Genomic DNA, 22,921 nt, shown 5'->3' with positions numbered 1-22,921 from the left:
GAAAGGAGGAGCCGAGATGGGCATTATTAAGCTTCTGGACGAGCATCTCGCGAACCAGATCGCCGCCGGCGAGGTGGTGGAGCGGCCTGCGTCCGTCTTGAAGGAGCTGATCGAGAACGCGGTCGACGCCGGAGCGACGACCGTCGACGTCACGGCCGAGGAAGGCGGACTCGCGCTGCTTCGCATCGTCGACAACGGCCGCGGCATCGAGCCGGACGACCTGCGGACCGCCTTCTTGCGCCATGCGACGAGCAAGATCTCGACCGGCAAGGATCTGTTCCAGATCGTGACGCTCGGCTTCCGCGGCGAAGCGCTGCCGAGTATCGCGGCCGTCGCGAAGGTTCGCTGCGTGAGCTCGATGACCGACGACGGCCTCGGCCGCGCTCTGGAGATCGAAGGCGGCACGGTCAAGAAGGAGGAGGACGCCTCCGCGACGAGAGGAACCGATCTGACGGTCCGCGAGCTGTTCTTCAACACGCCCGCGCGCCTGAAGTACATGCGGACGGTGCAGACCGAGCTGGGCCACCTCTCGGACGTCATGTACCGGCAGGCGCTCGCTCGTCCGGACATCGCGTTCACCTTCAGCCACAACGGCCAGACGCTTCTTCGCACGACGGGCAGCGGGGACCTGAGGCAGGTCGTGGCGGCCATCTACGGAACGGCCGCGGCCAAGGCGATGGCCGAAGTGAACGCCGAGCATCTGGACTACCGGCTGACCGGTCTTACGGCGATGCCGCTGGAGACGCGATCCAATCGCAATGCCATTACCGTGCTCGTGAACGGCCGGTTCGTGCGCAGCCCCGCGGTCGTGCAGCCATTGCTTCAAGCGTACCACACGCTGCTGCCGATCAATCGCTTCCCGCTCTCCGTGCTGAACCTTCGCATGCACCCGACGCTTGTCGACGTGAACGTGCATCCGGCCAAGCTGGAAGTGCGCTTCAGCAAGGAGACCGAGCTTCGCGCCTTCATCGAAGAAGCGGTGCGCAAGGCGCTCGGAGAGCAGGCGTACATTCCGTCAGGCGCCGCCGTCCGGGCGCCGAAGACGCCGACCTGGGTGCAGGAGCAGATTCGGTTCCAGGTGAACCCGGAGCAGGCGGAAGCGCCGTCGGCTTCGCCGGCCGCTCCGGCCGCTCTTCCGGACATGCCGAAGCCGACGCTGGAGGAGCTGGCGCTGCGCGAGACCGCCGCACCGTTCCGCTATGAGGCCGAGCCGAAGCAAGCGCCGCCTCCTTGGGAGGAGCGGCAGAACGCTTCGGCTTCGCCGGGCGCGACAAGCTCCGGCTCATCGGCTGCCGGGTCGGCGTATTCGACCTACCGGACGTCCGCCGACCGCCAGAATGCGGAGGCGCGAATTCCGGAGAAGGTATGGCAGGCGGCTTACGCGGCTCCCGAGAAGGAGCCGAAGCCGGCGGCGTTCCCCGAGCTGTATTGGGTCGGGCAGGCGCACGGCACCTACATCGTCGCGCAGAACGAGACGGGGCTGTACCTGATCGATCAGCATGCGGCGCACGAACGCATCCATTACGAATATTTCTACGACAAGTTCGGCCGTCCCGAGGAAGCCAGCCAGGAGCTGCTGCTGCCGGTGACGCTCGGCTTCGCGCCCGACGAATACGCGATCGTTCGCTCCAAGCTGAAGCTGTTCGAGCAGGTCGGCGTATATCTCGAGGAGTTCGGGGGCAATACCTTTATTGTCCGCGCCGTTCCGCACTGGCTTCCGGAAGGGGAAGAGTCGGACATCGTCCGCGAGATGGCGGAATGGGTGCTGAAGGAGCGGGCGGTCGACCTGTTCAAGATTCGCGAGAAAGCGTCCATTCTGTGCTCGTGCAAAGCTTCGATCAAGGCGAACCAGGCGCTCTCCCGCGAAGCCGGCGAGATTCTGCTGAAGCGGCTCGGCGCTTGCCGCCAGCCGTTCACGTGCCCGCACGGCCGGCCGATCGTCATCAGCTTCAGCACGTACGAGCTCGAGAAGATGTTCAAGCGGGTGATGTAATGATCGTTACGACGATGGAGAAGCCGCCGGCGGAGACGATCGAGAGGGCGAAGGCGCTTGCCGCGGAGCTCGGCGTTCGCTGCGTGAACCGCAGGCGCGAGACGCTTCGCGGGCTCGAGCGGGCGAAGCCGGACGCGCACGACGGCATCCTCGTCGTCGGGCCGAAGGAGCTTCGCTTCGTGAACGGCGACGCTCCTCCTTTGTTTTTCCACCCGAGCATGGCGTTGATCCGGGTGAAGCGGCTGCGCGAAGGCGACACGGACGCGCTGCTGCGGGCGGCAAGCCCGCTGCCCGGCGATTCGGTGCTCGACTGCACGGCCGGCCTCGCTTCGGATTCGCTTGTGCTGTCGTACGCGGTCGGCGAGCAGGGGAAGGTCGTCGCGCTGGAAGCCTCGCGCGTGCTGCACACGATCGTGAGGGAAGGCTTGCAGGAGTACGACACGGGGATGGAAGACGTGAACGGGGCGATGCGGCGCATCGAAGCGGTTCATGCCGAGCATCTCGCTTACCTGAAGGGGCTGGCGGGCCGCAGCGTCGACATTGTTTTCTTCGATCCGATGTTCTCGAAGCCGGTCATGGAATCGACGTCGCTCCTTCCGCTCCGGTCGGTCGCGCTGGACGCGCGGCTGACGGAGGAAGCGGTGGCGGAGGCGCTGCGGGTCGCCCGCAAGCGGGTTGTGCTGAAGGAACACCGGGACAGCAAGGAATTCGGAAGATTGGGCTTCGCGAGGAGCCGGCGCACGGCAGCCTCGGTCGCGTACGGAGTGATAGAAGTTAATGACATTAAATAATGAGCATGAAGAGCGGATCGACAGGCAGGCGGACAATCGCCCGCCGCTGCTTGCGCTCGTCGGCCCCACGGCGGTCGGCAAGACCGCGCTCAGCCTGAAGCTGGCGAAGGCGCTCGGCGCCGAGATCATCAGCGGCGATTCGATGCAGGTCTATCGCGGCATGGACATCGGCACCGCGAAGCTCCCGTACGAAGAGAGGGAAGGCGTGCCCCATCACCTGATCGACATCTGCGACCCTTCGGATACGTTCTCGGCGGCGGACTTCCAGCTTCGGTGCGAGGAGACGATTCGGGACATTCAGGCGCGGGGGAAGCTTCCTTTTATCGTAGGAGGGACCGGCCTGTACGTCGAAGCGGTATGCTACGGCTACAAGTTCCAGGAGCATGGCGGCGACGAGCAGTTCCGCCGAAGCATGAGCGACTATGCGAAGCAATTCGGCGCGCCGGCGCTGCATGAACGGCTCGCCGCCGTCGATCCGGCCGCCGCTGCCAAGCTGCACCCGAACGACGAGCGCCGGGTTGTTCGCGCCCTCGAGGTGTTCGAGACGACCGGCAGGCCGTTCTCCGAGCTGCAGAGCCAGAGCCGGGGAGACGCCAAGCGGTCCCCGTACAATCTGTGCCTGATCGGCCTGACGATGGAGCGGGAGAAGCTGTACGAGCGGATCAACGAACGGGTCGACCAGATGCTCGGGCAAGGTCTGGTGGAGGAAGTCAGGGGACTGCTGGCCCAAGGCGTTCCCGCCTCTTCGGTCGCGCTTCAAGCTCTCGGCTACAAGGAGATCGCGATGTATCTCGCGGGCCGGCTCGATTACGATTCGGCCGTGACGCTGCTGAAGCGGGACACCCGGCACTTCGCGAAGCGGCAGTTGTCCTGGTTCCGCCACATGAAGGAGCTTCGGTGGGTCGACCTCGACACTCTTCCAAAAAACACCGAACTTTTCAAAGAGATCTGTGGTATAATAGCAGGAAAGTTTCCTTACGATCTCGAATATATTTGTTCATAATCTATATGGCGATGGGGGTTACCGGTAATGAATAAATCCATAAACATCCAGGATACGTTCCTCAATCAACTGCGCAAAGACAGTGTCCCTGTCACCGTTTACTTGACGAACGGCTTCCAAATCAGAGGCATTCTGCGCGCCTTCGATAATTTCACGATTATCGTCGACAGCGAAGGCCGCCAGCAGATGATTTATAAGCACGCGATCAGCACGTTCATGCCGCAACGCAGCATCTCCCTCCAGCAGCAGGATTCCGGCTCGGACGCTTAAGCGGCGCCGCTTCCTCGGAAGGATTTGCAACTTTTCCCCCTTGCCTGCGTCTAACAGAATAGACCGGCCACTCGAACAACCCTTCGAAGGGTTGTTCTTCTTTGTGACGGGGTAGATAGAGAGCAAAAGAGACATCCTGAGAGTAAAGGGGAGATTCCATGAAATCATCCGAACGTTCGCCGGCAGGGCGCCGCCCCTCGTCAGGGGCGCCGAAGCAAGGGAAAGGCAAGAAGAAGAAAAAGCGGGGAAAGGTCTGGCTGTGGCTCTTCTTCGTCGCGCTGCTCGGTGTCGTCTGCGCCGTTGTCGGTTATCTGCTTGTCATCCTGAACGGGGAAAGAATCTTAAGCACCAATCTCGACAAACTTAACGATATGGAACAAGCGTCGCGAATCGTCGACTCGTCCGGTACGGAGCTGTCCAAGCTGTACGTCACCGGCGGCAATCGCGAATATGTCATGATCAAGGACATTCCGGAGGAAGTGCAGCAGGCGTTCGTCGCCACGGAGGATAAGCGCTTCTACGAGCACAGCGGCGTCGACCTGTGGGGCATCGGCCGTGCGCTCGTGAAGGACATCATTGCCAGAAGCGCTGTCGAAGGGGCGAGCACGATCACCCAGCAGGTGGCGAAGAACATCTTCCTGAACTCCGACAAGACGCTGTTCCGGAAGGGGACCGAGGCCTCCATTGCGCTTGCGCTGGAGAACCACAAGTCCAAGGACGAGATTCTTGAGCTGTACCTGAACCGGATTTACTTCGGCAAGGGGCAGTGGGGAATCAAGACGGCGGCGAAGTATTACTTCGACGTCGACGATCTGAGCAAGCTCAAGCTGTGGCAGATCGCGACGCTGGCGGGTATCCCGAAGGCGCCGAACGTATACAACCCGGTCAACAACCCGGACAAATCGCTGGAGCGTCGGGGAGTCGTTCTGGCGCTGATGGAGGACCAAGGCCTGATTACCGAAGCGGAGAAGCAGGCCGCTCTGGCGGTCGAGTACGTGAAGCCGGCTTCCGCGACAACCAGCTCGGATTACACGACCTATATCGATTATGTCGTCGAAGAGGCGCAGGAAGTGACGGGCCTCGAGGAAGAGAAGCTGCTGACCGGGGGCTACACGATCGTCACGACGATCAATACGGCCGCCCAGAAGGCGATGGAGAAGGAATTCGCTGACGATTCCAACTTCGAGGAGAGCAAGGACGAGACGCAGATCCAGGGTGCGATGGTCATCATGGACCAGCACGACGGCTCGCTGATCGCGATGGTCGGCGGTCGGGATTACCAGCAGAAGGGCTGGAACCGCGTAACGAAGGGACGGCAGCCGGGCTCGTCGTTCAAGCCGATCGTCTCCTACGGGCCGGCCATCGAGTCGGGCGACTACTTCCCGTGGTCGGAGCTGCGAGACGACAAGATCTGTTATAACAACGGCAAGTATTGCCCGACCGACTCGAACTCGAAGAAGTACATCGGGGCGGTCACGATGGCCGACGCGATCAAGGAGTCGCGCAACCAGCCGGCCGTCTGGCTGCTCAACGAGATCGGCGTGAAGACGGGCGTGAACTTCGCGGCGAAGCTTGGCATCGAGCTCGGCTCGGAGGACCGCAACCTGGCGATTGCGCTGGGCGGCTTGACGAACGGCGTCTCGCCGCTGCAGATGGCGACGGCGTACAGTGCGTTCGCCAGCGGCGGCGCGTTGCCGAAGGCGCACAGCATCGCGAAGATTACGAACTCGTCCGGGGAGACGGTGTACGAATTCAAGGCGAAGCCCGAGCAGGTCATGAAGGAGACGACGGCCTATTATGTCACCGATATCCTGAAGGGCGTCGTCTCCGGAGGAACCGGCACGAAGGCGAAGATCAGCGGCCGAACGGTAGCCGGGAAGACGGGAACGACGCAGCTCGGCATCGAGGGCGTCTCCTCGAGCGGCAACCGCGACGTCTGGTTCGTCGGGTTCACGCCCGAATGGACGGCGGCCGTATGGATGGGCTACGACAAGACGGACCAAACCCATTACGTGCAGAAGAGCAGCGGTCAGGCCGCCGCCTTGTTCTCGAAGATCATGTCCGCCGGCCTTAAGAACGTGAAGAAACAGAGCTTCCCGACGCCGTCGAGCCTGCAAGAGGAAGAGCAGCCGACCGCGCCGGACGCCGTAACGGGCCTGATCGGCGAATACAACAGCCAGGACGTGTCGGTCGAGCTGACCTGGACGAGTGCCGGCGAAGGGCTCACCTACAAGGTTTACCGCAAGGACGACACGGGCGCCGGAGACTTCGCGTTGCTCGCGGAAGCCGCGGAGACGTCGTTCACCGACCTGGCGATTCTGCCGGACGTGACGTATACGTATTACGTGACGGCTTACGACGCCAAGGAGAAGCAGGAGAGCGAGCCTTCTCCGCAAGTGAAGGTCACGGTGACGACGGAGCTGGAATCGTCCCCTCCTCCGGAGGAGAGCCCGCCGCCGTCGGAAGAGCCGTCCGAGCAGCCGTCGGAAGCGCCGAGCGAATCGCCGGGAACGGGAACGAATCCGGGAGAAGGCGGCAACGGAGGCCAGCCCGGCGGATCGGAAGCGCCGAGCGAATCGCCTCCTCCATCTTCGTCGCCAAGCTCGGGGCCGTCGGTTCCGGCGGGCGCCGGAGAGAACGGGAATGCGAACGGAGGCGCGAACGGGGGTGCCAACGGGGGCACGAACGGCGCGCCCAACAACGGAGGCGTCGTCGACGTTCCGGCAGCGCCATAACACGAAGAGGGACGGCCGACTCGGCGCGTCCCTCTCGCTTATCTATCCAATATGCGAATAGGCGAAGGAGCGAAGTCCATGAACTGCAAGCGCATCACGACCGAAGATCAATTGGAGCAAGCGAGAGCCGTGCGCTTCGAGGTGTTCGTCAAGGAACAGCACGTCTCGCCGGAGCTGGAATGGGACGAGTACGACGTCTCTCCCTCGGCCTGCCGCCATTACCTCGCGACGGACGCGGACGGCACGCCGATCGGGGCGGCGCGGTGGAAGGAATATGAACCGGGCATCGCCAAGCTCCAGCGCATCGCGGTATTGAAGCCGCATCGGGGCCGTTCCGTCGGGCGGCTGCTCGTCGAAGCGATGGAGAAGGGCGCGAGGCAGGAGGGCTTCTCCGGAGCTGTCCTGGACGCTCAATGCTCGGCAGAAGCTTTTTACCGCAAGCTCGGCTACGAGACGCTCTCTCCGGATATCTTCCTCGATGCGGGTATCCCCCATGTCCGAATGGGCAAGAACTGGAAGGAGTAACCGCGGATGGAGAGGCCAACCTAACAACATCGGACGGATTCCCTGCCGTTTACTGGTGAGTTGCGGAAACTTGTGGTAAGCTTTGTGTAAATCTTTTTCCGGAGACGAACTAAGTCATGAAACGTAAATTCTCAGATAGGGCGAATTGGCGCCGAATTCTCAAGAAGAGCTATGCTTGCATTCCGTACGACGATCCCGCCTTCAAGGGCTTCGTGACCTTGTACCGAATCCATGAGCTGCGCGACCCTCTGTGGAAAGAATACAACGGGAGAAGAATGTGTCTCGCGGACAAGGGCTACCTGTGGATGCAGCACTTCCCAAGGGGCGAGCACTTCGTCGTAACGACGATGTTCGACGACAAGGGACGAGTGGTGCAGTGGTACATCGACATCTGCAAGACGCAAGGGCTTACCGACCAGCAGGTTCCCTGGTTCGACGACCTGTATCTCGACATCGTCGTGCTTCCGACCGGCGAGACGCTGCTGCTCGACGAGGACGAGCTGGAGGAGGCGCTTGACGACGGGCACATTACGGCGCGCGACTCCGCGATGGCCCAGAAGACGGCGGGCCGTCTGCTCTCCCTCATCCGGCAGAAGCGCTTCCCTTACTTCGACATGAGCCTTCAGCATCGCAAGACGCTGCTTGAGCAGCTCGGATGGGAGCAAGGAACGAGGGGCTCGTGAACATCCTGACTCCGCGTTCCCGCGCCGGCCGGCTGCTGCGCCTCGCATTCCTGCTGGTCGCGGGCGGGGCGTTGGCGCTATTGCTCTGGTGCGGGTACTGGTTGTGGGTAATCAACCGTTACGACGGCCTGCCGGCGGATGGAGACGTTCGTCCTGCTGACGTCGGCATCGTTCTCGGCGCCAAGCTATGGGAGGACGAGCCCAGCCCCGCGCTTGAGGAGCGGCTCGATCTGGCGCTTGAGCTGTACCGGTCGGGCGCCTACGATCATCTGATCCTGTCGGGCGGACTCGACGTGGAGGGCGACTCGACGCTGACGGAAGCCGAAGGCATGCGCGACTATCTCGTGCAGCAGGGCGTTCCGGCAGCGGCGATCAAGCTCGATTCGGCTTCCCACAGCACGTACGAGAATCTGCTCTACAGCGCCCGCATCATGAAGGAAGAAGGCTGGGCGCGAGCCGTCATCGTGACGCATCAGTATCACGGGGCGAGAAGCGAGGACATCGCCGACTTCCTCGGATACGAGGACGTTCAGGTTCAGGTGGCGGACAGCAAGGTGCTGAACATGGCATACCATCGGACAAGAGAAGTGCTTGCTTACACGAAGTGGCTCGGAGAGAAGTGGTTGGTGCATGGCGGCCGCAATCCCGGAATAGATTGAGGTAGCGGCCCCGCGCCTAACGGGCATCGGCCGACTTCAGCTATGCGGGGTGATGGCGTTGAACGTTGGCGCAAGGAATTCCGATCCAGGGAACCGGGCGGGGGCCCGGCCCTCCAGGCAGATTAACGTCGTGCTTCGAACAAGCGACACGGTCGGCGCTTCGGCGGCGGCCTCTTCGGAACAGGCGACAAGATCGATACCGGCCACCGGGCCGTGGCTGGAATGGCAGCGCGAGCTCGACAAGATGACGGGTCTGGACAACGTGAAGGCGCTCGTGTACGAGATTTACGCGCTTCTGCAGGTGACGCAATTCCGCAGCGATGCGGGACTGGCGTGCCAGTCGCATGTGTATCATATGATTTTCAAAGGGAATCCGGGAACGGGCAAGACGACGGTGGCGAGGCTGCTGGCGAGGCTGTTCCAGGGAATGGGGCTGCTTGCCAAGGGCCATCTCGTCGAGGTGGAGAGGGCCGATCTGGTCGGCGAGTATATCGGGCATACCGCCCAGAAGACGCGCGATCTGGTGAAGAAGGCGCTGGGCGGCGTGCTCTTCATCGATGAGGCGTACAGCCTCGCGCGCGGCGGCGAGAAGGACTTCGGCAAGGAAGCGATCGACACATTGGTGAAGGCAATGGAGGACTACAAGAACCAGTTCGTGCTCATTCTCGCCGGGTACACGATGGAGATCGACTTCTTCCTGATGACGAATCCGGGGCTTCCGTCGCGCTTCCCGATTCAGATGGAGTTCACGGATTACACGACCGATCAGCTTATCCTGATTGCCGAAGGGATGGCGAAGGATCGCGAATACACCTGGCATCCGCAGTCGCTGCAGCGAATTCGCCAGTTGATCGTGCAGGAGCGCAACGATTCGCCGTTCCACTTCAGCAACGCCCGTTACGTGCGCAACCTGCTCGAGCGGGCGATCCGCAACCAGGCGGTGCGGCTGCTGCATCAATACCCGGAAGCGTCGCCGAGCCGGCTAGAGCTCATGGCGCTGAAGCCGGAGGACCTGACGGCCGACGAGAAGAGAGGCTGAAGGGCGCGGGCAGTCCGGGGGAAAAAGACGGAGAGAGCATTGGAGGAAAGCTGGCAGACGATGAGAGGTTATACGTATGATACCGAAGCCCGGCGCGAAGAGAGGGCGTTGCTGGTCAGTCTGGTGACCGACGAGAGCCGCCGCTCGGGCGTCGATCCGAGGATTTCCTTGGAGGAGCTTGTGCAGCTCGCCGAGACGGCGGGAGTGACCGTGGCGGGGACGGCGATGCAGAATCGGGACGTCCCCGATTCGAAGTGGTTCGTCGGGAAGGGCAAGGCGCTCGAGCTGAAGGAGCTCGTGCGCGCGGAGGAGCTGTCTACGGTCATCTTCGACCAGGAGCTGTCCGGGGCGCAGGTGCGCAACCTCGAAGAGGCGCTGGACGCGAAGATCATTGATCGCACCCAGCTTATTCTCGATATTTTCGCCGGGCGGGCGAAGACGCGCGAGGGCATTCTTCAGGTCGAGCTGGCGCAGCTCACCTATCTGCTGCCGCGGCTGTCCGGGCAAGGGAAGAACCTGTCCCGGCTCGGCGGCGGCATCGGCACGAGAGGGCCGGGCGAGACGAAGCTGGAGACCGATCGCCGTCATATTCGCGGCCGGATCGGGGAGCTGAAGCGGCAGCTTGAGACCGTCCAGGCGCATCGGCAACTGCACCGGGAGAGAAGGCGGAAGAACGGAGCGGTTCAGGTCGCTCTCGTCGGTTATACGAACGCCGGCAAGTCCACGCTGCTGCGTCAGTTGACGCGCGCGGACGTGCTGGCGGAGGATAAGCTGTTCGCCACGCTCGATCCGACCTCGCGGCAGTTGCGGCTTCCGAGCGGCAAGGAAGTGCTGCTGACCGACACGGTCGGCTTCATTCAGAACCTTCCCCACGATCTCGTCGCTGCATTCCGGGCGACGCTGGAGGAGGCGAACGAAGCCGATCTGCTTCTGCATGTCATGGACGCTTCCTCGCCGATGCGCGATCGCCAGCGGGAAGTCGTCGACGAGGTGCTCGGCGAGCTCGGCGCATCCGGCAAGCCGACGCTTCTCGTCTACAACAAGATCGACCTGCTGCCGGATGCGGACGAGGAGCTGCTCGCGGGCGGCCCGGAGACGCTGCGGATCAGCGCCTTCCGCGAGGCGGATATGGAGCGGCTGCTTCGAAGCATCGAGGACAAGCTGCTCGGCGGCGTGGCCAAGCTTAAGCTGCCGGCCTCGCGCGGCGATCTTGCCGCGCTCGCCTACCGGGTGGGCGAGGTGCTCTCGCAGATGACCGAGGACGACTGGCTTGTGCTGACGATTCGCCTGAATGCGGGCGACATGGAGAAGCGCGGGCGGCCGCTCCTGCCTTACTTCGCGGAGAGCGAGAGTTCGGCGGGCGCTGGCGGTGCGGGGGCTGCGGATGGCATGGCAACCGCGAATGCGGCGAAGACAAGCGATAATTAATGAGGTTAACTAAGAGGGGAACGGGATTGGAAGACGATGAGTAGCTGGGACGGGAATTGGGCAAGCTTCGCGAGAGAAGCGGAGATGGCAGCGAGAGAACGGCTGGACGAGACGGACCGGATTGCCGAGCGGAATCAATGGAAGGTGATCAAGGCGTTCCAGAAGAGCCGCGTGAGCGACTTCCACTTCAATTCGTCGACGGGCTACGGCTACAACGATCGCGGCCGCGAGGTGCTGGACGAAGTCTATGCGGACGTCTTCGGCGCGGAGGCCGCGCTCGTGAGGCCGCACTTCGTGTCCGGCACGCACACGATCGGCATCGCGCTGTTCGGGGCGCTGCGTCCGGGAGACGAGATCGTATTCGTCACGGGCAAGCCGTACGACACGCTCCATAAAGTTCTCGGGAAGCCGGGGGACGGAACGGGATCGCTCGCCGACTGGGGCGTCGGCTTCACGTTCGTGCCTCTGCTGGCAGACGGCGGCATCGACTGGGAAGGCGTGAAGGCGGCCGTAACTCCCCGCACGAAGCTGTTCGCGCTGCAGCGCTCCCGCGGGTACGACTGGAGACCGTCGTTCACGATCGATCAGATCGAAGCGATGGTCGGCAAGCTTCGGTCGCTCAAGGAAGACGCGATTATTTTCGCCGATAATTGTTATGGAGAATTCACCGAGGAGCGGGAACCGACGGACGTCGGCGTCGATCTGATCGCGGGCTCGCTGATCAAGAACCCGGGGGGCGGCATCGCCGCCAGCGGAGGCTACATCGCGGGTCGCAAGGAGCTGGTCGAGCTGGCGGCTTACCGCTTGACGGCGCCGGGAATCGGCGGAGAGGTCGGCGCGATGCTCGGCACGACCCGATCGATCTTCCAAGGGCTGTACCTCGCTCCGCTTCTCGTCGGACAGGCTGTTAAAGGGAGTATTTTCGCCGCTTCCGCCTTCGAACGGCTCGGCTTCGAGACTCATCCCAGGCAGAATGATCCGCGCACCGACTTGATCCAGGCGATCCGCTTCCGGTCGGCGGACCATCTCATTACCTTCGTCCAGGCGATCCAGCGCGCAGCCGCGGTGGATTCGCATGTCGTGCCGGAACCATGGGACATGCCGGGGTACGAGAACCCTGTCATCATGGCGGCGGGAACGTTCATCCAGGGCGGCAGTCTGGAGCTGTCCGCGGACGCGCCGATTCGGGAACCTTACATTGCGTTCATGCAGGGAGGACTTACTTACGGCCATGTTAAATTGGCGGTACGTCAGGTGATAGAGGATATGCAGCGCAAAAATTTACTGTGACGTCCCGCACCGAAAAATCGACGAAAGTCGGCAATCAATTCCGTAATTAAACCTTACATTCATTGACACGTTTGTGGAATGAAGTTACAATGGAAGAGGTTACAAAACAAAGTGTCTTCATGGAAGGTTGATACGTATGGCTGGCGATGAGATAAGAAGGAATATGGCGTTATTCCCAATTGGAATCGTCATGAAGCTGACGGACCTGACAGCCCGGCAAATTCGATATTACGAACAGCACGAGCTTATCCAACCGGCGCGGACGGCGGGTAACCAACGGATGTTCTCTTTTAACGACGTAGAGCGACTGCTCGAGATCAAGGCTCTGATCGAGAAGGGCGTGAATATCGCCGGCATCAAGCAAGTGATGAATCCGGTCGGCGACGGCGCCGATGACGGCACGATCATTAGCGAGCAATCCGAGGTCAAGCGCCGCGAGATGACCGATTCGCAGCTCCATCGCTTGCTCAAGCAGCAACTGATGGCCGGCAACAAGCGTCCGGGCCAAGTATCCCTGATTCAAGGGGAGCTGTCGCGCTTCTTCAAGAACAAATAATCCGGGTTCCGCCTATTTCAAGGAGGATGTCATGAGCAACTACACTCGCGAAGATATTATGAGGATTGCCAAGGAGCAGAACGTTCGCTTCGTTCGGCTGCAGTTCACGGACTTGATGGGAATCATCAAGAACGTCGAGATTCCGGTCAGCCAGCTTCCGAAGGCTCTGGACAACAAGATGATGTTCGACGGCTCTTCGATCGAAGGGTACGTGCGGATCGAGGAATCGGACATGTACCTGTATCCGGACCTGGATACATGGGTCGTGTTCCCGTGGGTGACCGAGGATCGCGTCGCTCGCCTGATCTGCGACATCTACATGCCGGACGGCACGCCGTTCGCCGGCGACCCGCGCGGCATCCTCAAGCGTGCGCTGCAGGAAGCGGAAGAGATGGGCTTCAGCACGATGAACGTCGGACCGGAGCCGGAATTCTTCCTGTTCCAGACGGACGACAAGGGCAACCCGACGATGGAACTGAACGACCAGGGCGGCTACTTCGACCTGGCTCCGACGGACCTCGGAGAGAACTGCCGCCGCGATATCGTGCTGATGCTCGAAGAGATGGGCTTCGAGATCGAGGCTTCGCACCACGAAGTCGCTCCCGGCCAGCATGAGATCGACTTCAAGTATGCGGACGCGATTCGCGCCGCCGACCAGATTCAGACGTTCAAGCTTGTCGTCAAGACGATCGCAAGGCAACACGGCCTGCATGCGACGTTCATGCCGAAGCCGCTGTTCGGCGTGAACGGCTCGGGCATGCACTGCCACTTGTCGCTGTTCCGCGGCAGCGAGAACGCGTTCTTCGAGCCGAGCGACAAGCTTGGCCTCAGCGTAGTCGGACGCCAATTCATGTCCGGCATCCTGAAGCATGCGCGCGGCATGGCGGCGATCACGAACCCGACGATCAACTCGTACAAGCGTCTTGTGCCGGGCTACGAAGCTCCGGTATACGTCGCTTGGTCCGCGAGCAACCGCAGCCCGATGATCCGTATCCCGGCGTCCCGCGGGCTCAGCACGCGCGTCGAAGTCCGCAACCCGGACCCGGCCGCCAACCCGTACCTCGCTCTGGCCGTCATGCTGAAGGCCGGCCTGGACGGCATCCAGAAGAAGACTCCGCTGCCGGCTCCGGTCGACCGCAATATCTACATCATGACCGAGGAAGAGCGCGAAGAGGCTGGCATCCCGAGCCTGCCGGGCGACCTGCACGAGGCTCTCGGCGACATGCTGCGCGACGAAGTGGTCTGCGAGGCGCTCGGAGACCATGCGCTGAGCCACTTCTACGAGATGAAGGAGATCGAGTGGGATATTTATCGCACCCAGATTCATCAGTGGGAACGCGATCAGTACATGACGACCTACTAAGCTTGGAACAAGCCAACCGCCGCGGAAGCCCCTCTTGAAGGGAGCAGCCGCGGCGGTTGTGCTGTGCGCTTTGATTCGCGCGCGACGAATCCGGCGCCTTACAGGCACGGGCATGGGGGACGACGTTTTATGCGGTTTTTCACATTCATTGCGCCGCAAAGCCCCTCATCAGCACGATTGTATGCGAAATTTCACATATATACCGCGAATTCGGCTCCGCATAGACGCGTTTTATGTGGTTTTTCACATTTATTGCTTCCAAAAGCGCCTTATCGGCACCAGTGAATGTGAAAAATCACATTCATATCGAGAATTCCTCATGCCTTCGCCGCTCCGCCTGGCCTATGTGCGCAGTTTGGTTACTCTTATTCGCCATCCGCCGCTCCGTCCCGCCCAAGTGCGCAGTTCAACCACGCTCATCCCGCCTTCGCCATCCGTATAGCCTATGCCGCAGTTTGGTTACTCTCATTCGCCATCCGCCGCTCCGTCCCGCCCAAGTGCGCAGTTCAACCACGCTCATCCCGCCTTCGTCGCTCCGCCTGGCCTATGCCGCAGTTTGGTTACTCTTATTCGCCATCCGCCGCTCCGTCCCGCCCAAGTGCGCAGTTCAACCACGCTCATCCCGCCTTCGCCGCTCCGTATAGCCTATGCCGCAGTTTGGTTACTCTAATTCGCCATCCGCCGCTCCGTCCGCTCAAGTGCGCAGTTCAACAAAAAAAAGCCCCGGCAGATGGGAATCTGCGGGGCCTGCGTTCGTTACCGGATGCTGCGGATGAGACCGATGACCTTGCCGAGGATGCTGACCTTGGTGAGGCGGAGGGGCTCCATGCTGCTGTTCTCCGGTTGGAGGCGAATATGGTCGCGTTCCTTGTAGAATGTCTTGACGGTCGCTTCGTCGTCTTCCGTCATCGCGACGACGATATCGCCGTTGCTTGCCGCTTGCTGCTGGCGGACGATCACGAAGTCGCCGTTCAGGATTCCGGCTTCGACCATGCTGTCGCCCTGGACGGAGAGCATGAATACGTTCTGTTCGCCGACCATGCTGGCCGGCAACGCGTAATATTCTTCAATGTTCTCTGTCGCGGTAATCGGTACGCCGGCCGTCACCTTGCCGACGAGCGGTACCCTGCGAACGGAATAGTCGTATTGGGCGAAGTTGTCGTCCTCTTCACCGAGAATTTCGATTGCGCGAGGTTTGGTCGGGTCGCGGCGGATCAGCCCCTTCTTCTCGAGACGGTCGAGATGACCGTGGACGGTCGAGCTGGAAGCCAGGCCTACCGCTTCGCCGATCTCGCGGACGGAAGGGGGGTAGCCCTTCTCGCGCACTTCGCTCTTAATAAATTCCAGAATCGCAGTCTGGCGATTGGACATCTTGGACACGCGGCAGTCCTCCCAAATTAGGAATCATACATGATGACAAATTATAACACAGAACCGGAGTTCGTACAAACATTCGTTCTCGGGGAACGAATGTTCTAAATAATGGTTGATTCAAACGTATGTTCGTGTTATGATCGTACCAGAACAAACGTTTGGAGCGTGAGAACATGGAACATGTTGTATGGGTTTTAGGTTCGGGCACTCAATCGCAAGCGGGGCGTAGGACGATGAGAACGAAGTCTGCGGCATCCGGGCGAACACATAATGGATATTTATCTTCTCGGGAGTCGACCTCGAGCGGCGGATGGAAGCTGCTCAGGACGCTTGTCGTCGCTGCAGCATTCCTTATCCTGTTCGCAGGTTTCTCCTTCATGAGATCGTTCGCCGACGAGCCGGTCTCTTCCGTTCCGTCTGCCGGAGAGACGGTCGTTATCGTGGATACAGGCGACACGCTGTGGAGCATCGCGGCGGAGGTCAAGGCGGGCGGCATGGATACGCGGGAGGCCGTTTATTCGATCATGGAGCGCAACGGGTATCATTCGGCAAGCCTGAGCAGCGGCGATCGTCTCATCATCCCGGTAGAGGTTCTTGGCGAACCAGGGGAATGAGGCGAGAGATGCGAGGGCAGCAACGAAAGTAAGAGAAACAGGTCAAGCAAGGGAAGGGAAGTTCGCTTCCGATTATGTATGGTTACGTACTGAATTTGTTCCCGTTCGCACGGCGGCGGTACCTATATGGACTCCCATCTCAAACTCGCTGCGGCGAGTGCGAGGAGGGGGTCTTTGCGATTTGATGAACCCTTTTTGCCCTGGGAACGTATTAGGCAAGGTGAGCGGTGAGAGCAGGGCAGGCACGCGGGATGGAAGGCTTCTTGACAATGCCCGTCGCTTAATGTCAAAGTAGAAGAAGATGGGCTTAGGCCGCAGCAAAAAAGATCTTGTTGCCGAAGACGCTTTGGCTAGAGGAAGGGGAGTGAATGCAGATATGGACAAACTGGTTGAGAGAATTAATGAGCTCGCCCATAAACATAAAACCGTGGGGCTCTCCGAAGAGGAGCAGGAGGAGCGCGCGAAGCTTCGCAAGCAATATCTCGAACGGTTCCGGCAAGCCTTCCGTCAACAGCTCGACAATATCGAGATTGTGGACGAGCCGCCGCCGCCGAGCATTACGCATTAATTCAAACTTGGGACAATAATTCGAGGAGGCTCCATTCATGTCGCGTTCCTGGGAGCGTATGGTAGAGAAAAATCAAAAGCAAATCAACGCGCGCCGCAAGAAGGAAGGCAAAGGCAAGATCGCGGCTCCCGCCCAGCAGGTTGAACGATTCAAGGGACGCAGCTATATCGTGCCGATCCTTCTCGTTCTGCTGATGGTCTTCTTCGTGACCGTATCGCAGCCTTGGTCGGATGACTTCGGTCAGAATCGTTCGCTGTTCTGGGTAACTGTCGGCTGTTACTTCCTGCTGTCGATCTTCTACTACCTTCGCCGACCGTTCCTGTCGGTCTCGAAGGATACGCTGGAGACGCGCCGCTTCTCCGGCTACAAGAGATTGAAGCCGACCGAGATCCGGAAGATCACGGTTCAGCCCGGATTTGTCATGATCGAGACGGTCAAGGGAACGAATTGGGTGTTCTCCAAGCTGATGAACCTTTATCCAATCGGCACGATGGGCGAGCGCCTTCAAGCGTTCGCAACCGTCAACCACGTCGAATTTGAGAAAAAGAGCAAATAATCGAGACGCTGTACGAAGCGAAGAGGAGAACGGAATGACGATCAAGGCGGTATTGTTCGATTTGGATGACACTTTGCTGTGGGACGACCGCAGTGTTAAGGAAGCGTTCCGGAATACGTGCCAAGTGGCCGCGGAAGCGACCGGAATCAAGGAAGAGGCTCTCGAAGAGGCGGTTCGCCGCGAAGCGAGGGCGCTCTACGAGAGCTATGAGACGTTCTCGTTCACCCAGATGATCGGGATCAATCCGTTCGAGGGGCTGTGGGGCAACTTTACGAAGGGCGAACACCCGATGTTCCGCAAGATGGAAGCGATTGTGCCCGATTATCGCAAGAATGCCTGGACGAGAGGTCTTGCGGCGCTTGGCGTGGACGATCCCGAGCTCGGCGCGAGACTGGCGGAATGGTTCCCGGCGCAGCGCCGGAAGCTGCCGTTCGTCTATGACGAGACGTTCGCCGTGCTGGACGAGCTCAGCGGCTCGTACCGCCTGCTGCTGCTGACGAACGGCTCGCCCGATCTTCAGCAAGAGAAGCTAAGCGGCGTTCCGACACTTATTCCGTACTTCGACGCGATTGTCATCTCCGGCGACTTTGGCGAAGGCAAGCCGTCACCGCGGTTGTTCGCCCATGCGCTGGACCGGCTCGGCGTAGCTCCCGAAGAGGCCGTCATGGTCGGGGACAAGCTGACGACGGACATTCTGGGGGCGAACGGCGCGGGCATCGCTTCGGTCTGGGTTAATCGCCATGGGGCGGTTCGCTCGGACGAGATCGTACCGAAGCACGAGATCGCCGATCTCAAGGAGCTCATTCCTTTATTAAATAAACTCAACGGCTAACAAACCCAATGGATAGACAAATCCCCGGTTCCGACGAACGCGTTCGCGTTAGGGAACCGGGGATTTCGGTATGCGGGCCGTTTACTTGGCGAACTCAGGGTCCGAGTAAGGATGGGCGACCCAGCCTTCGGTCTCGATGAACAGGCGAACCGCAACGACCTTGCGCACATCGGTCAGCGTGAAGAAGTGCGGATTGCCTTCCGGAACGGAGATGACGTCGCCGGGGGAGAGAACGACGTCGAAGTAGCCGACTTCCTCGTTGCCCTTGATGACGAAGATGCCTTCGCCGGCCGTGATTGCCCGAACCTCGTCTTCGGAATGGGTATGCACGTTCTCGAACTTCTTCAGCAGCTCCTCGATGTTCGGAGTGGCGTCGGAGAGAACGACGATATCCCATGTCTTGTAGCCGCGGCGAGCGGCGAGATCCGTGATCTCGGCGTTATACGTATCGAGAATCTCTTGTTTGTTCTCGTCGCTGAGGCTGAAGTTCTCAACCAGGTGAGCCGGAAGCTTGCTCGTATCCCAGTGTTCGTACAGCACTTCGAATCGATCCAGGAACGAACGAACATTTTCTTCGCCGGTAATCAACTCGCCGGTATTGCGTACCCGAATTTGTGCCATTAGGTTATTCCTTCTTTCCCAATATGAATTAGTGAATTAATTATAGCCCAAATTCCGCCTTGTGTCGACCGTTCCTCGCTGGAACACCTTTTCGACCTACCGGGATTCTGGTAGTATAAAGGTTAACGATTTTGCAGACGAAAGATGAGGCCGCTAAAATGACTTTAACGTATTCGAAACCGTCTTTGCAAGAGCAGTTAGGCAAGCGCATCCTGTTCCTGGATGGCGCGATGGGCACGATGATTCAGCAAGCGGATCTGACAGCGGCCGACTTCGGCGGAGAAGAGCTGGAAGGCTGCAACGAGATGCTTGTGCTGACGCGGCCGGATGTCATTCAAGGAATTCACACCGCTTATCTGGAAGCGGGCTCCGATATTATCGAGACGAACACGTTCGGCGCGACTGCGGTTGTCCTCGCCGAATACGATATCCCGGAGAAGGCCAGGGAGATTAATCTGGCGGCGGCAAGGCTCGCGAAGGAAGCGTGCGACCTATATTCGACGCCGGAGAAGCCGCGTTATGCCGCCGGCGCGCTCGGACCGACGACGAAGACGTTGTCGGTGACCGGCGGCGTGACGTTCGATCAGCTCGTGGACGATTATTACGAGCAGACGATTGCGCTTATCGAAGGCGGCGTGGATGCGATTCTGATCGAGACATGCCAGGATACGCTGAACGTGAAGGCGGCGGGCATCGGCGTGCGCAACGCGTTCGAGAGCACGGGCCGGACGCTGCCCGTGATGATCAGCGGGACGATCGAGCCGATGGGCACAACGCTTGCCGGGCAGAACATCGAATCGTTCTATGTGTCGCTCGAGCATCTGAAGCCGATCTCGGTCGGCCTTAATTGCGCGACGGGGCCGGAATTCATGCGCGATCACATCCGTACGCTGTCCGGCATCGCGGACGTGGCGGTCAGCTGTTACCCGAATGCGGGTCTGCCGGATGAGAATGGCAAGTATCATGAGTCTCCGGAATCGCTGGCGATGAAGCTGAAGGCGTTCGCCGACCAGGGCTGGCTGAACATCGCCGGCGGCTGCTGCGGCACGACGCCCGCGCACATCAAGGCGATGGCGGAAGCGATGAAGGACGTCGCCCCCCGCAAGACGGAAGGAACGCATCCGCCGGCCGTCTCCGGCATCGATACGGTCTACATCGAGAACGATGGACGGCCGTACATGGTTGGGGAGCGGACGAACGTGCTCGGCTCGCGCAAGTTCAAGCGTCTGATCGCGGAGGGCAAGTACGAGGAAGCGGCTGAGGTTGCCCGCGCGCAGGTGAAGACGGGAGCTCACGTCATCGACGTCTGCGTGCAGGACCCGGACCGGGACGAAGCCGAGGACATGAAGCTGTTCCTCGAATTCGTGACGAAGAAGGTCAAAGTGCCGCTTGTCATCGACACGACCGATCCCTCCGTCATCGAGATGTCTCTCAAGTATATTCAGGGCAAGTCGATCATCAACTCGATCAACCTTGAGGACGGGGAAGAGAAGTTCGAGAAGGTTGTGCCGATCATTCACCGCTACGGCGCGGCGGTTGTCGTCGGCACGATCGACGAGCGCGGCCAGGCGATCTCCCGCGAGGATAAGCTCGAGGTCGCGCAGCGGTCGCACGACCTGCTCGTGAACAAGTACGGGTTGAAGTCCGAGGACATCATCTTCGATGCGCTCGTCTTCCCGGTCGGCACCGGCGATGAACAATACATCGGCTCCGCGAAGGAGACGATCGAGGGCATCCGCCTCATCAAGCAGGCGCTGCCGAAGTGCCAGCAGATTCTCGGCGTCTCGAACATCTCCTTCGGCTTGCCTCCGGCCGGCCGCGAGGTGCTTAATTCCGTCTTCCTGTACGAGTGCACGAAGGCGGGGCTCGATTATGCGATCGTCAACACCGAGAAGCTGGAGCGCTATGCTTCGATTCCTGAACACGAGCGCAAGCTGTCGGAGGAACTGCTGTACAACACGAACGACGAGACGCTCGCCGCATTCGTCGCCGCGTTCCGGGACAAGAAGGTCGAGAAGAAGGTCAAGGTCGACAATCTGACGCTCGAAGAGCGGCTGGCGAATTACGTCGTCGAGGGCAGCAAGGACGGCTTGCTGCCGGACCTGGACCTGGCGCTGGCCAAGTACGCTCCGCTCGATATTATCAATGGCCCTCTAATGGCGGGGATGACGGAAGTCGGCAGGCTTTTCAACAACAATGAGTTGATCGTCGCCGAAGTGCTGCAGAGCGCGGAAGTGATGAAGGCGTCCGTCGCCCATCTGGAGCCGCACATGGAGAAGGCGGATTCCGCGGTGAAGGGCAAGATTATGCTCGCGACCGTCAAGGGAGACGTGCACGACATCGGCAAGAACCTTGTCGAGATCATTCTCTCGAACAACGGCTACAAAATCGTGAATCTCGGCATCAAGGTGCCGCCTGATCAGCTCATCGAAGCGTATCGCAACGAGAAGCCGGATGCGATCGGCCTCTCCGGCCTGCTCGTCAAGTCCGCGCAGCAGATGGTGCTGACGGCGCAGGATCTGCGCAGTGCGGGCATCGATGCGCCGATTCTCGTCGGCGGCGCGGCGCTGACGCGCAAGTTCACGAAGACGCGCATCGCTCCGGAATACGACGGCGTCGTGCTCTACGCGAAGGATGCGATGGATGGGCTCGACCTCGCGAACAAACTGAGCGACCCGTCGCAGCGCGCGGTCATCGAACAGGAGCATCGGACGGCCCTCGCAACGCTCGAGCGGGAAGGGGACACGAAGAAGCCGCTGCCGGAGCTCACGCGCGCCCGCCGTTCGAACATCTCGCAGGATGCCCCGGTGTTCAAGGCGCCGGACTTCGACCGCCACGTGCTGCGCGATTACCCGATCGCCCATGTGATGCCGTACGTGAACATGCAGATGCTGCTCGGCCACCATCTCGGCGTGAAGGGCAAGGTAGACGAACTGATTGTCGCGGGCGACGAGAAGACCGTTCATCTGAAGACGACGGTGGAGGAGATTATGCGCGAAGCCCAGACGACGGGCTGGCTGCGCCCGCAGGCGATGTACCGCTTCTTCCCGGCGCAATCCGACGGCAACGATATTGTTATATACGACCCGGAGGACCAAGCGAAGGTGCTGAAGCGCTTCTCGTTCCCGCGCCAGCAGGTCGAGCCGTTCCTGTGCCTGGCGGACTTCCTGAAGTCCGTGGACAGCGGCATTATGGACACCGTCGGCTTCCTCGTCGTCACGGCGGGCCAAGGCGCGCGCGAGCAGGCGGACAAGTGGAAGGAGAGCGGCGACTACTTGCGCTCCCACGCGCTGCTGTCGACCGCTCTCGAGGTGGCGGAAGGAATGGCGGAGCGCGTTCACCAGATCATGCGCGACAATTGGGGCTTCCCGGACCCGGCCGAGATGACGATGAAGCAGCGGTTCGGCGCCCGTTATCAGGGCATCCGCGTCTCGTTCGGCTACCCGGCGTGTCCGGACCTCGAGGACCAGGGCCCGCTGTTCGAGCTGATGCGTCCGGAGGATATCGGGGTGGTGCTGACCGAAGGCTTCATGATGGAACCGGAGGCGTCGGTGTCGGCCATGGTATTCGCTCATCCGGAAGCGCAATACTTTAACGTGGATAAAGGTTAACGGCATTAATAATTGCAATTGGGCCGGCGGCAAAAAAGGGTGCGGGAGAAGGAAACGGACGAAGCGGACGGAAGAGGAAGTTGAAGAGGGAAGCTGCAGAGGATGTGGAGGAGAAGCGCCGCGAGCAGGCGCTTCTCTTGTTGTTCCGGCCGAGCTGCCGGGCATTGGCGGGGAGAAGGGAAGCGTCCGGACGGCGCCAGTAGAACAACTCGGATACCCCTGCCCCGTATGTTTTGCCGCGCGCCGCTCGTTATCGCCGCTATCTCTTTTGCGCAAAAGGGTGCCTTATCCCCTCTGATCAGTATCCCAATTAATGGGAATTTCGCGGGAGCCTGAACAGCAGGGATAAGGCACCCTTCTTGGAATACCGGATGGGACACATGGCAGGGGAATCGTCCGACGGGATGCGA

Annotated in this window: 21 protein-coding genes; 19 read left to right on the top strand and 2 right to left on the bottom strand. The window is 60.5% G+C overall.

Annotated features, from left to right (window positions below):
• Positions 1-16 precede the first annotated feature (16 nt).
• The 13 genes from mutL to glnA all read left to right on the top strand — a co-directional run bounded on the left by mutL (position 17) and on the right by glnA (position 14,335).
• Positions 17-1,993, top strand: coding sequence for a DNA mismatch repair endonuclease MutL (mutL, locus tag E6C55_RS24735; RefSeq protein WP_136372506.1), 1,977 nt, complete (start codon positions 17-19; stop codon positions 1,991-1,993).
• Positions 1,993-2,784 carry a class I SAM-dependent methyltransferase gene (locus tag E6C55_RS24730; protein ID WP_136372505.1) on the top strand — a complete coding sequence of 264 codons (792 nt, stop codon included), beginning with the start codon at positions 1,993-1,995 and terminating at the stop codon, positions 2,782-2,784. Before mutL ends, E6C55_RS24730 begins: the two co-directional genes overlap by 1 nt.
• Complete coding sequence (gene miaA, locus E6C55_RS24725; protein ID WP_136372504.1) at positions 2,771-3,787, top strand: tRNA (adenosine(37)-N6)-dimethylallyltransferase MiaA; 1,017 nt, start codon at positions 2,771-2,773, stop codon at positions 3,785-3,787. Before E6C55_RS24730 ends, miaA begins: the two co-directional genes overlap by 14 nt.
• Positions 3,788-3,814: 27 nt before the next feature.
• Positions 3,815-4,057 (top strand): RNA chaperone Hfq, encoded by a 243-nt coding sequence (gene hfq, locus E6C55_RS24720; RefSeq protein WP_136372503.1) that lies wholly within the window; start codon positions 3,815-3,817, stop codon positions 4,055-4,057.
• 158 nt (positions 4,058-4,215) lie between these two features.
• Positions 4,216-6,792 (top strand): PBP1A family penicillin-binding protein, encoded by a 2,577-nt coding sequence (locus E6C55_RS24715; protein ID WP_136372502.1) that lies wholly within the window; start codon positions 4,216-4,218, stop codon positions 6,790-6,792.
• Positions 6,793-6,870: 78 nt separating this feature from the next.
• Positions 6,871-7,317 carry a GNAT family N-acetyltransferase gene (locus E6C55_RS24710; protein WP_136372501.1) on the top strand — a complete coding sequence of 149 codons (447 nt, stop codon included), beginning with the start codon at positions 6,871-6,873 and terminating at the stop codon, positions 7,315-7,317.
• Between the two features lie 116 nt (positions 7,318-7,433).
• The gene (locus E6C55_RS24705; protein WP_136372500.1) at positions 7,434-8,000 is read left to right on the top strand and encodes a DUF402 domain-containing protein; all 567 of its coding nucleotides are present in this window, start codon (positions 7,434-7,436) and stop codon (positions 7,998-8,000) included.
• Positions 7,973-8,659 (top strand): SanA/YdcF family protein, encoded by a 687-nt coding sequence (locus E6C55_RS24700; RefSeq protein ID WP_136372499.1) that lies wholly within the window; start codon positions 7,973-7,975, stop codon positions 8,657-8,659. The genes E6C55_RS24705 and E6C55_RS24700 overlap by 28 nt, the downstream gene beginning before the upstream one ends.
• A gap of 52 nt (positions 8,660-8,711) precedes the next feature.
• Positions 8,712-9,698, top strand: coding sequence for an AAA family ATPase (locus E6C55_RS24695; RefSeq protein WP_136372498.1), 987 nt, complete (start codon positions 8,712-8,714; stop codon positions 9,696-9,698).
• Between the two features lie 60 nt (positions 9,699-9,758).
• Positions 9,759-11,126 carry a GTPase HflX gene (gene hflX / locus E6C55_RS24690; RefSeq protein ID WP_136372497.1) on the top strand — a complete coding sequence of 456 codons (1,368 nt, stop codon included), beginning with the start codon at positions 9,759-9,761 and terminating at the stop codon, positions 11,124-11,126.
• A gap of 36 nt (positions 11,127-11,162) precedes the next feature.
• Positions 11,163-12,416, top strand: coding sequence for a methionine gamma-lyase family protein (locus E6C55_RS24685; protein WP_136372496.1), 1,254 nt, complete (start codon positions 11,163-11,165; stop codon positions 12,414-12,416).
• A gap of 136 nt (positions 12,417-12,552) precedes the next feature.
• Positions 12,553-12,972 (top strand): MerR family transcriptional regulator, encoded by a 420-nt coding sequence (locus E6C55_RS24680; protein ID WP_136372495.1) that lies wholly within the window; start codon positions 12,553-12,555, stop codon positions 12,970-12,972.
• 31 nt (positions 12,973-13,003) lie between these two features.
• Positions 13,004-14,335 carry a type I glutamate--ammonia ligase gene (glnA, locus tag E6C55_RS24675; protein ID WP_136372494.1) on the top strand — a complete coding sequence of 444 codons (1,332 nt, stop codon included), beginning with the start codon at positions 13,004-13,006 and terminating at the stop codon, positions 14,333-14,335.
• A 756-nt stretch (positions 14,336-15,091) separates the two neighbouring features.
• On the opposite strand, the gene lexA is transcribed toward glnA, so the two are convergent.
• Positions 15,092-15,715 (bottom strand): transcriptional repressor LexA, encoded by a 624-nt coding sequence (lexA, locus tag E6C55_RS24670; RefSeq protein ID WP_136372493.1) that lies wholly within the window; start codon positions 15,713-15,715, stop codon positions 15,092-15,094.
• 227 nt (positions 15,716-15,942) lie between these two features.
• Here lexA and E6C55_RS24665 point away from each other — a divergent pair, with 227 nt between their 5' ends.
• The 4 genes from E6C55_RS24665 to E6C55_RS24650 all read left to right on the top strand — a co-directional run bounded on the left by E6C55_RS24665 (position 15,943) and on the right by E6C55_RS24650 (position 18,279).
• Positions 15,943-16,323, top strand: coding sequence for a LysM peptidoglycan-binding domain-containing protein (locus E6C55_RS24665; protein WP_168735865.1), 381 nt, complete (start codon positions 15,943-15,945; stop codon positions 16,321-16,323).
• A 376-nt stretch (positions 16,324-16,699) separates the two neighbouring features.
• Positions 16,700-16,891, top strand: a complete 192-nt coding sequence (locus tag E6C55_RS24660) for a DUF896 domain-containing protein (RefSeq protein ID WP_136372491.1) — start codon at positions 16,700-16,702, stop codon at positions 16,889-16,891.
• A 37-nt stretch (positions 16,892-16,928) separates the two neighbouring features.
• Positions 16,929-17,447 carry a hypothetical protein gene (locus E6C55_RS24655; RefSeq protein ID WP_136372490.1) on the top strand — a complete coding sequence of 173 codons (519 nt, stop codon included), beginning with the start codon at positions 16,929-16,931 and terminating at the stop codon, positions 17,445-17,447.
• Between the two features lie 34 nt (positions 17,448-17,481).
• Positions 17,482-18,279 (top strand): HAD family hydrolase, encoded by a 798-nt coding sequence (locus E6C55_RS24650; RefSeq protein WP_136372489.1) that lies wholly within the window; start codon positions 17,482-17,484, stop codon positions 18,277-18,279.
• An 81-nt stretch (positions 18,280-18,360) separates the two neighbouring features.
• Here E6C55_RS24650 and E6C55_RS24645 read toward each other — a convergent pair whose 3' ends face one another.
• Positions 18,361-18,900 (bottom strand): 1,2-dihydroxy-3-keto-5-methylthiopentene dioxygenase, encoded by a 540-nt coding sequence (locus E6C55_RS24645; protein ID WP_136372488.1) that lies wholly within the window; start codon positions 18,898-18,900, stop codon positions 18,361-18,363.
• 158 nt (positions 18,901-19,058) lie between these two features.
• On the opposite strand from E6C55_RS24645, the gene metH reads away from it, so the two are divergent.
• Positions 19,059-22,511: a methionine synthase gene (gene metH, locus E6C55_RS24640; protein ID WP_136372487.1), complete on the top strand. Its 3,453-nt coding sequence runs from the start codon at positions 19,059-19,061 to the stop codon at positions 22,509-22,511.
• Between the two features lie 80 nt (positions 22,512-22,591).
• On the top strand, positions 22,592-22,714 hold the full coding sequence (locus tag E6C55_RS35110) for a hypothetical protein (protein ID WP_269145559.1): 123 nt from the start codon (positions 22,592-22,594) through the stop codon (positions 22,712-22,714).
• Positions 22,715-22,921 lie beyond the last annotated feature (207 nt).

It is taken from the genome of Cohnella fermenti (assembly GCF_004801405.1).
GTDB classification, from domain to species: domain Bacteria; phylum Bacillota; class Bacilli; order Paenibacillales; family Paenibacillaceae; genus Cohnella; species Cohnella fermenti.
Note: the sequence above shows the minus strand (reverse complement) of the source record. Positions and strands in the feature narration are given on the sequence as shown.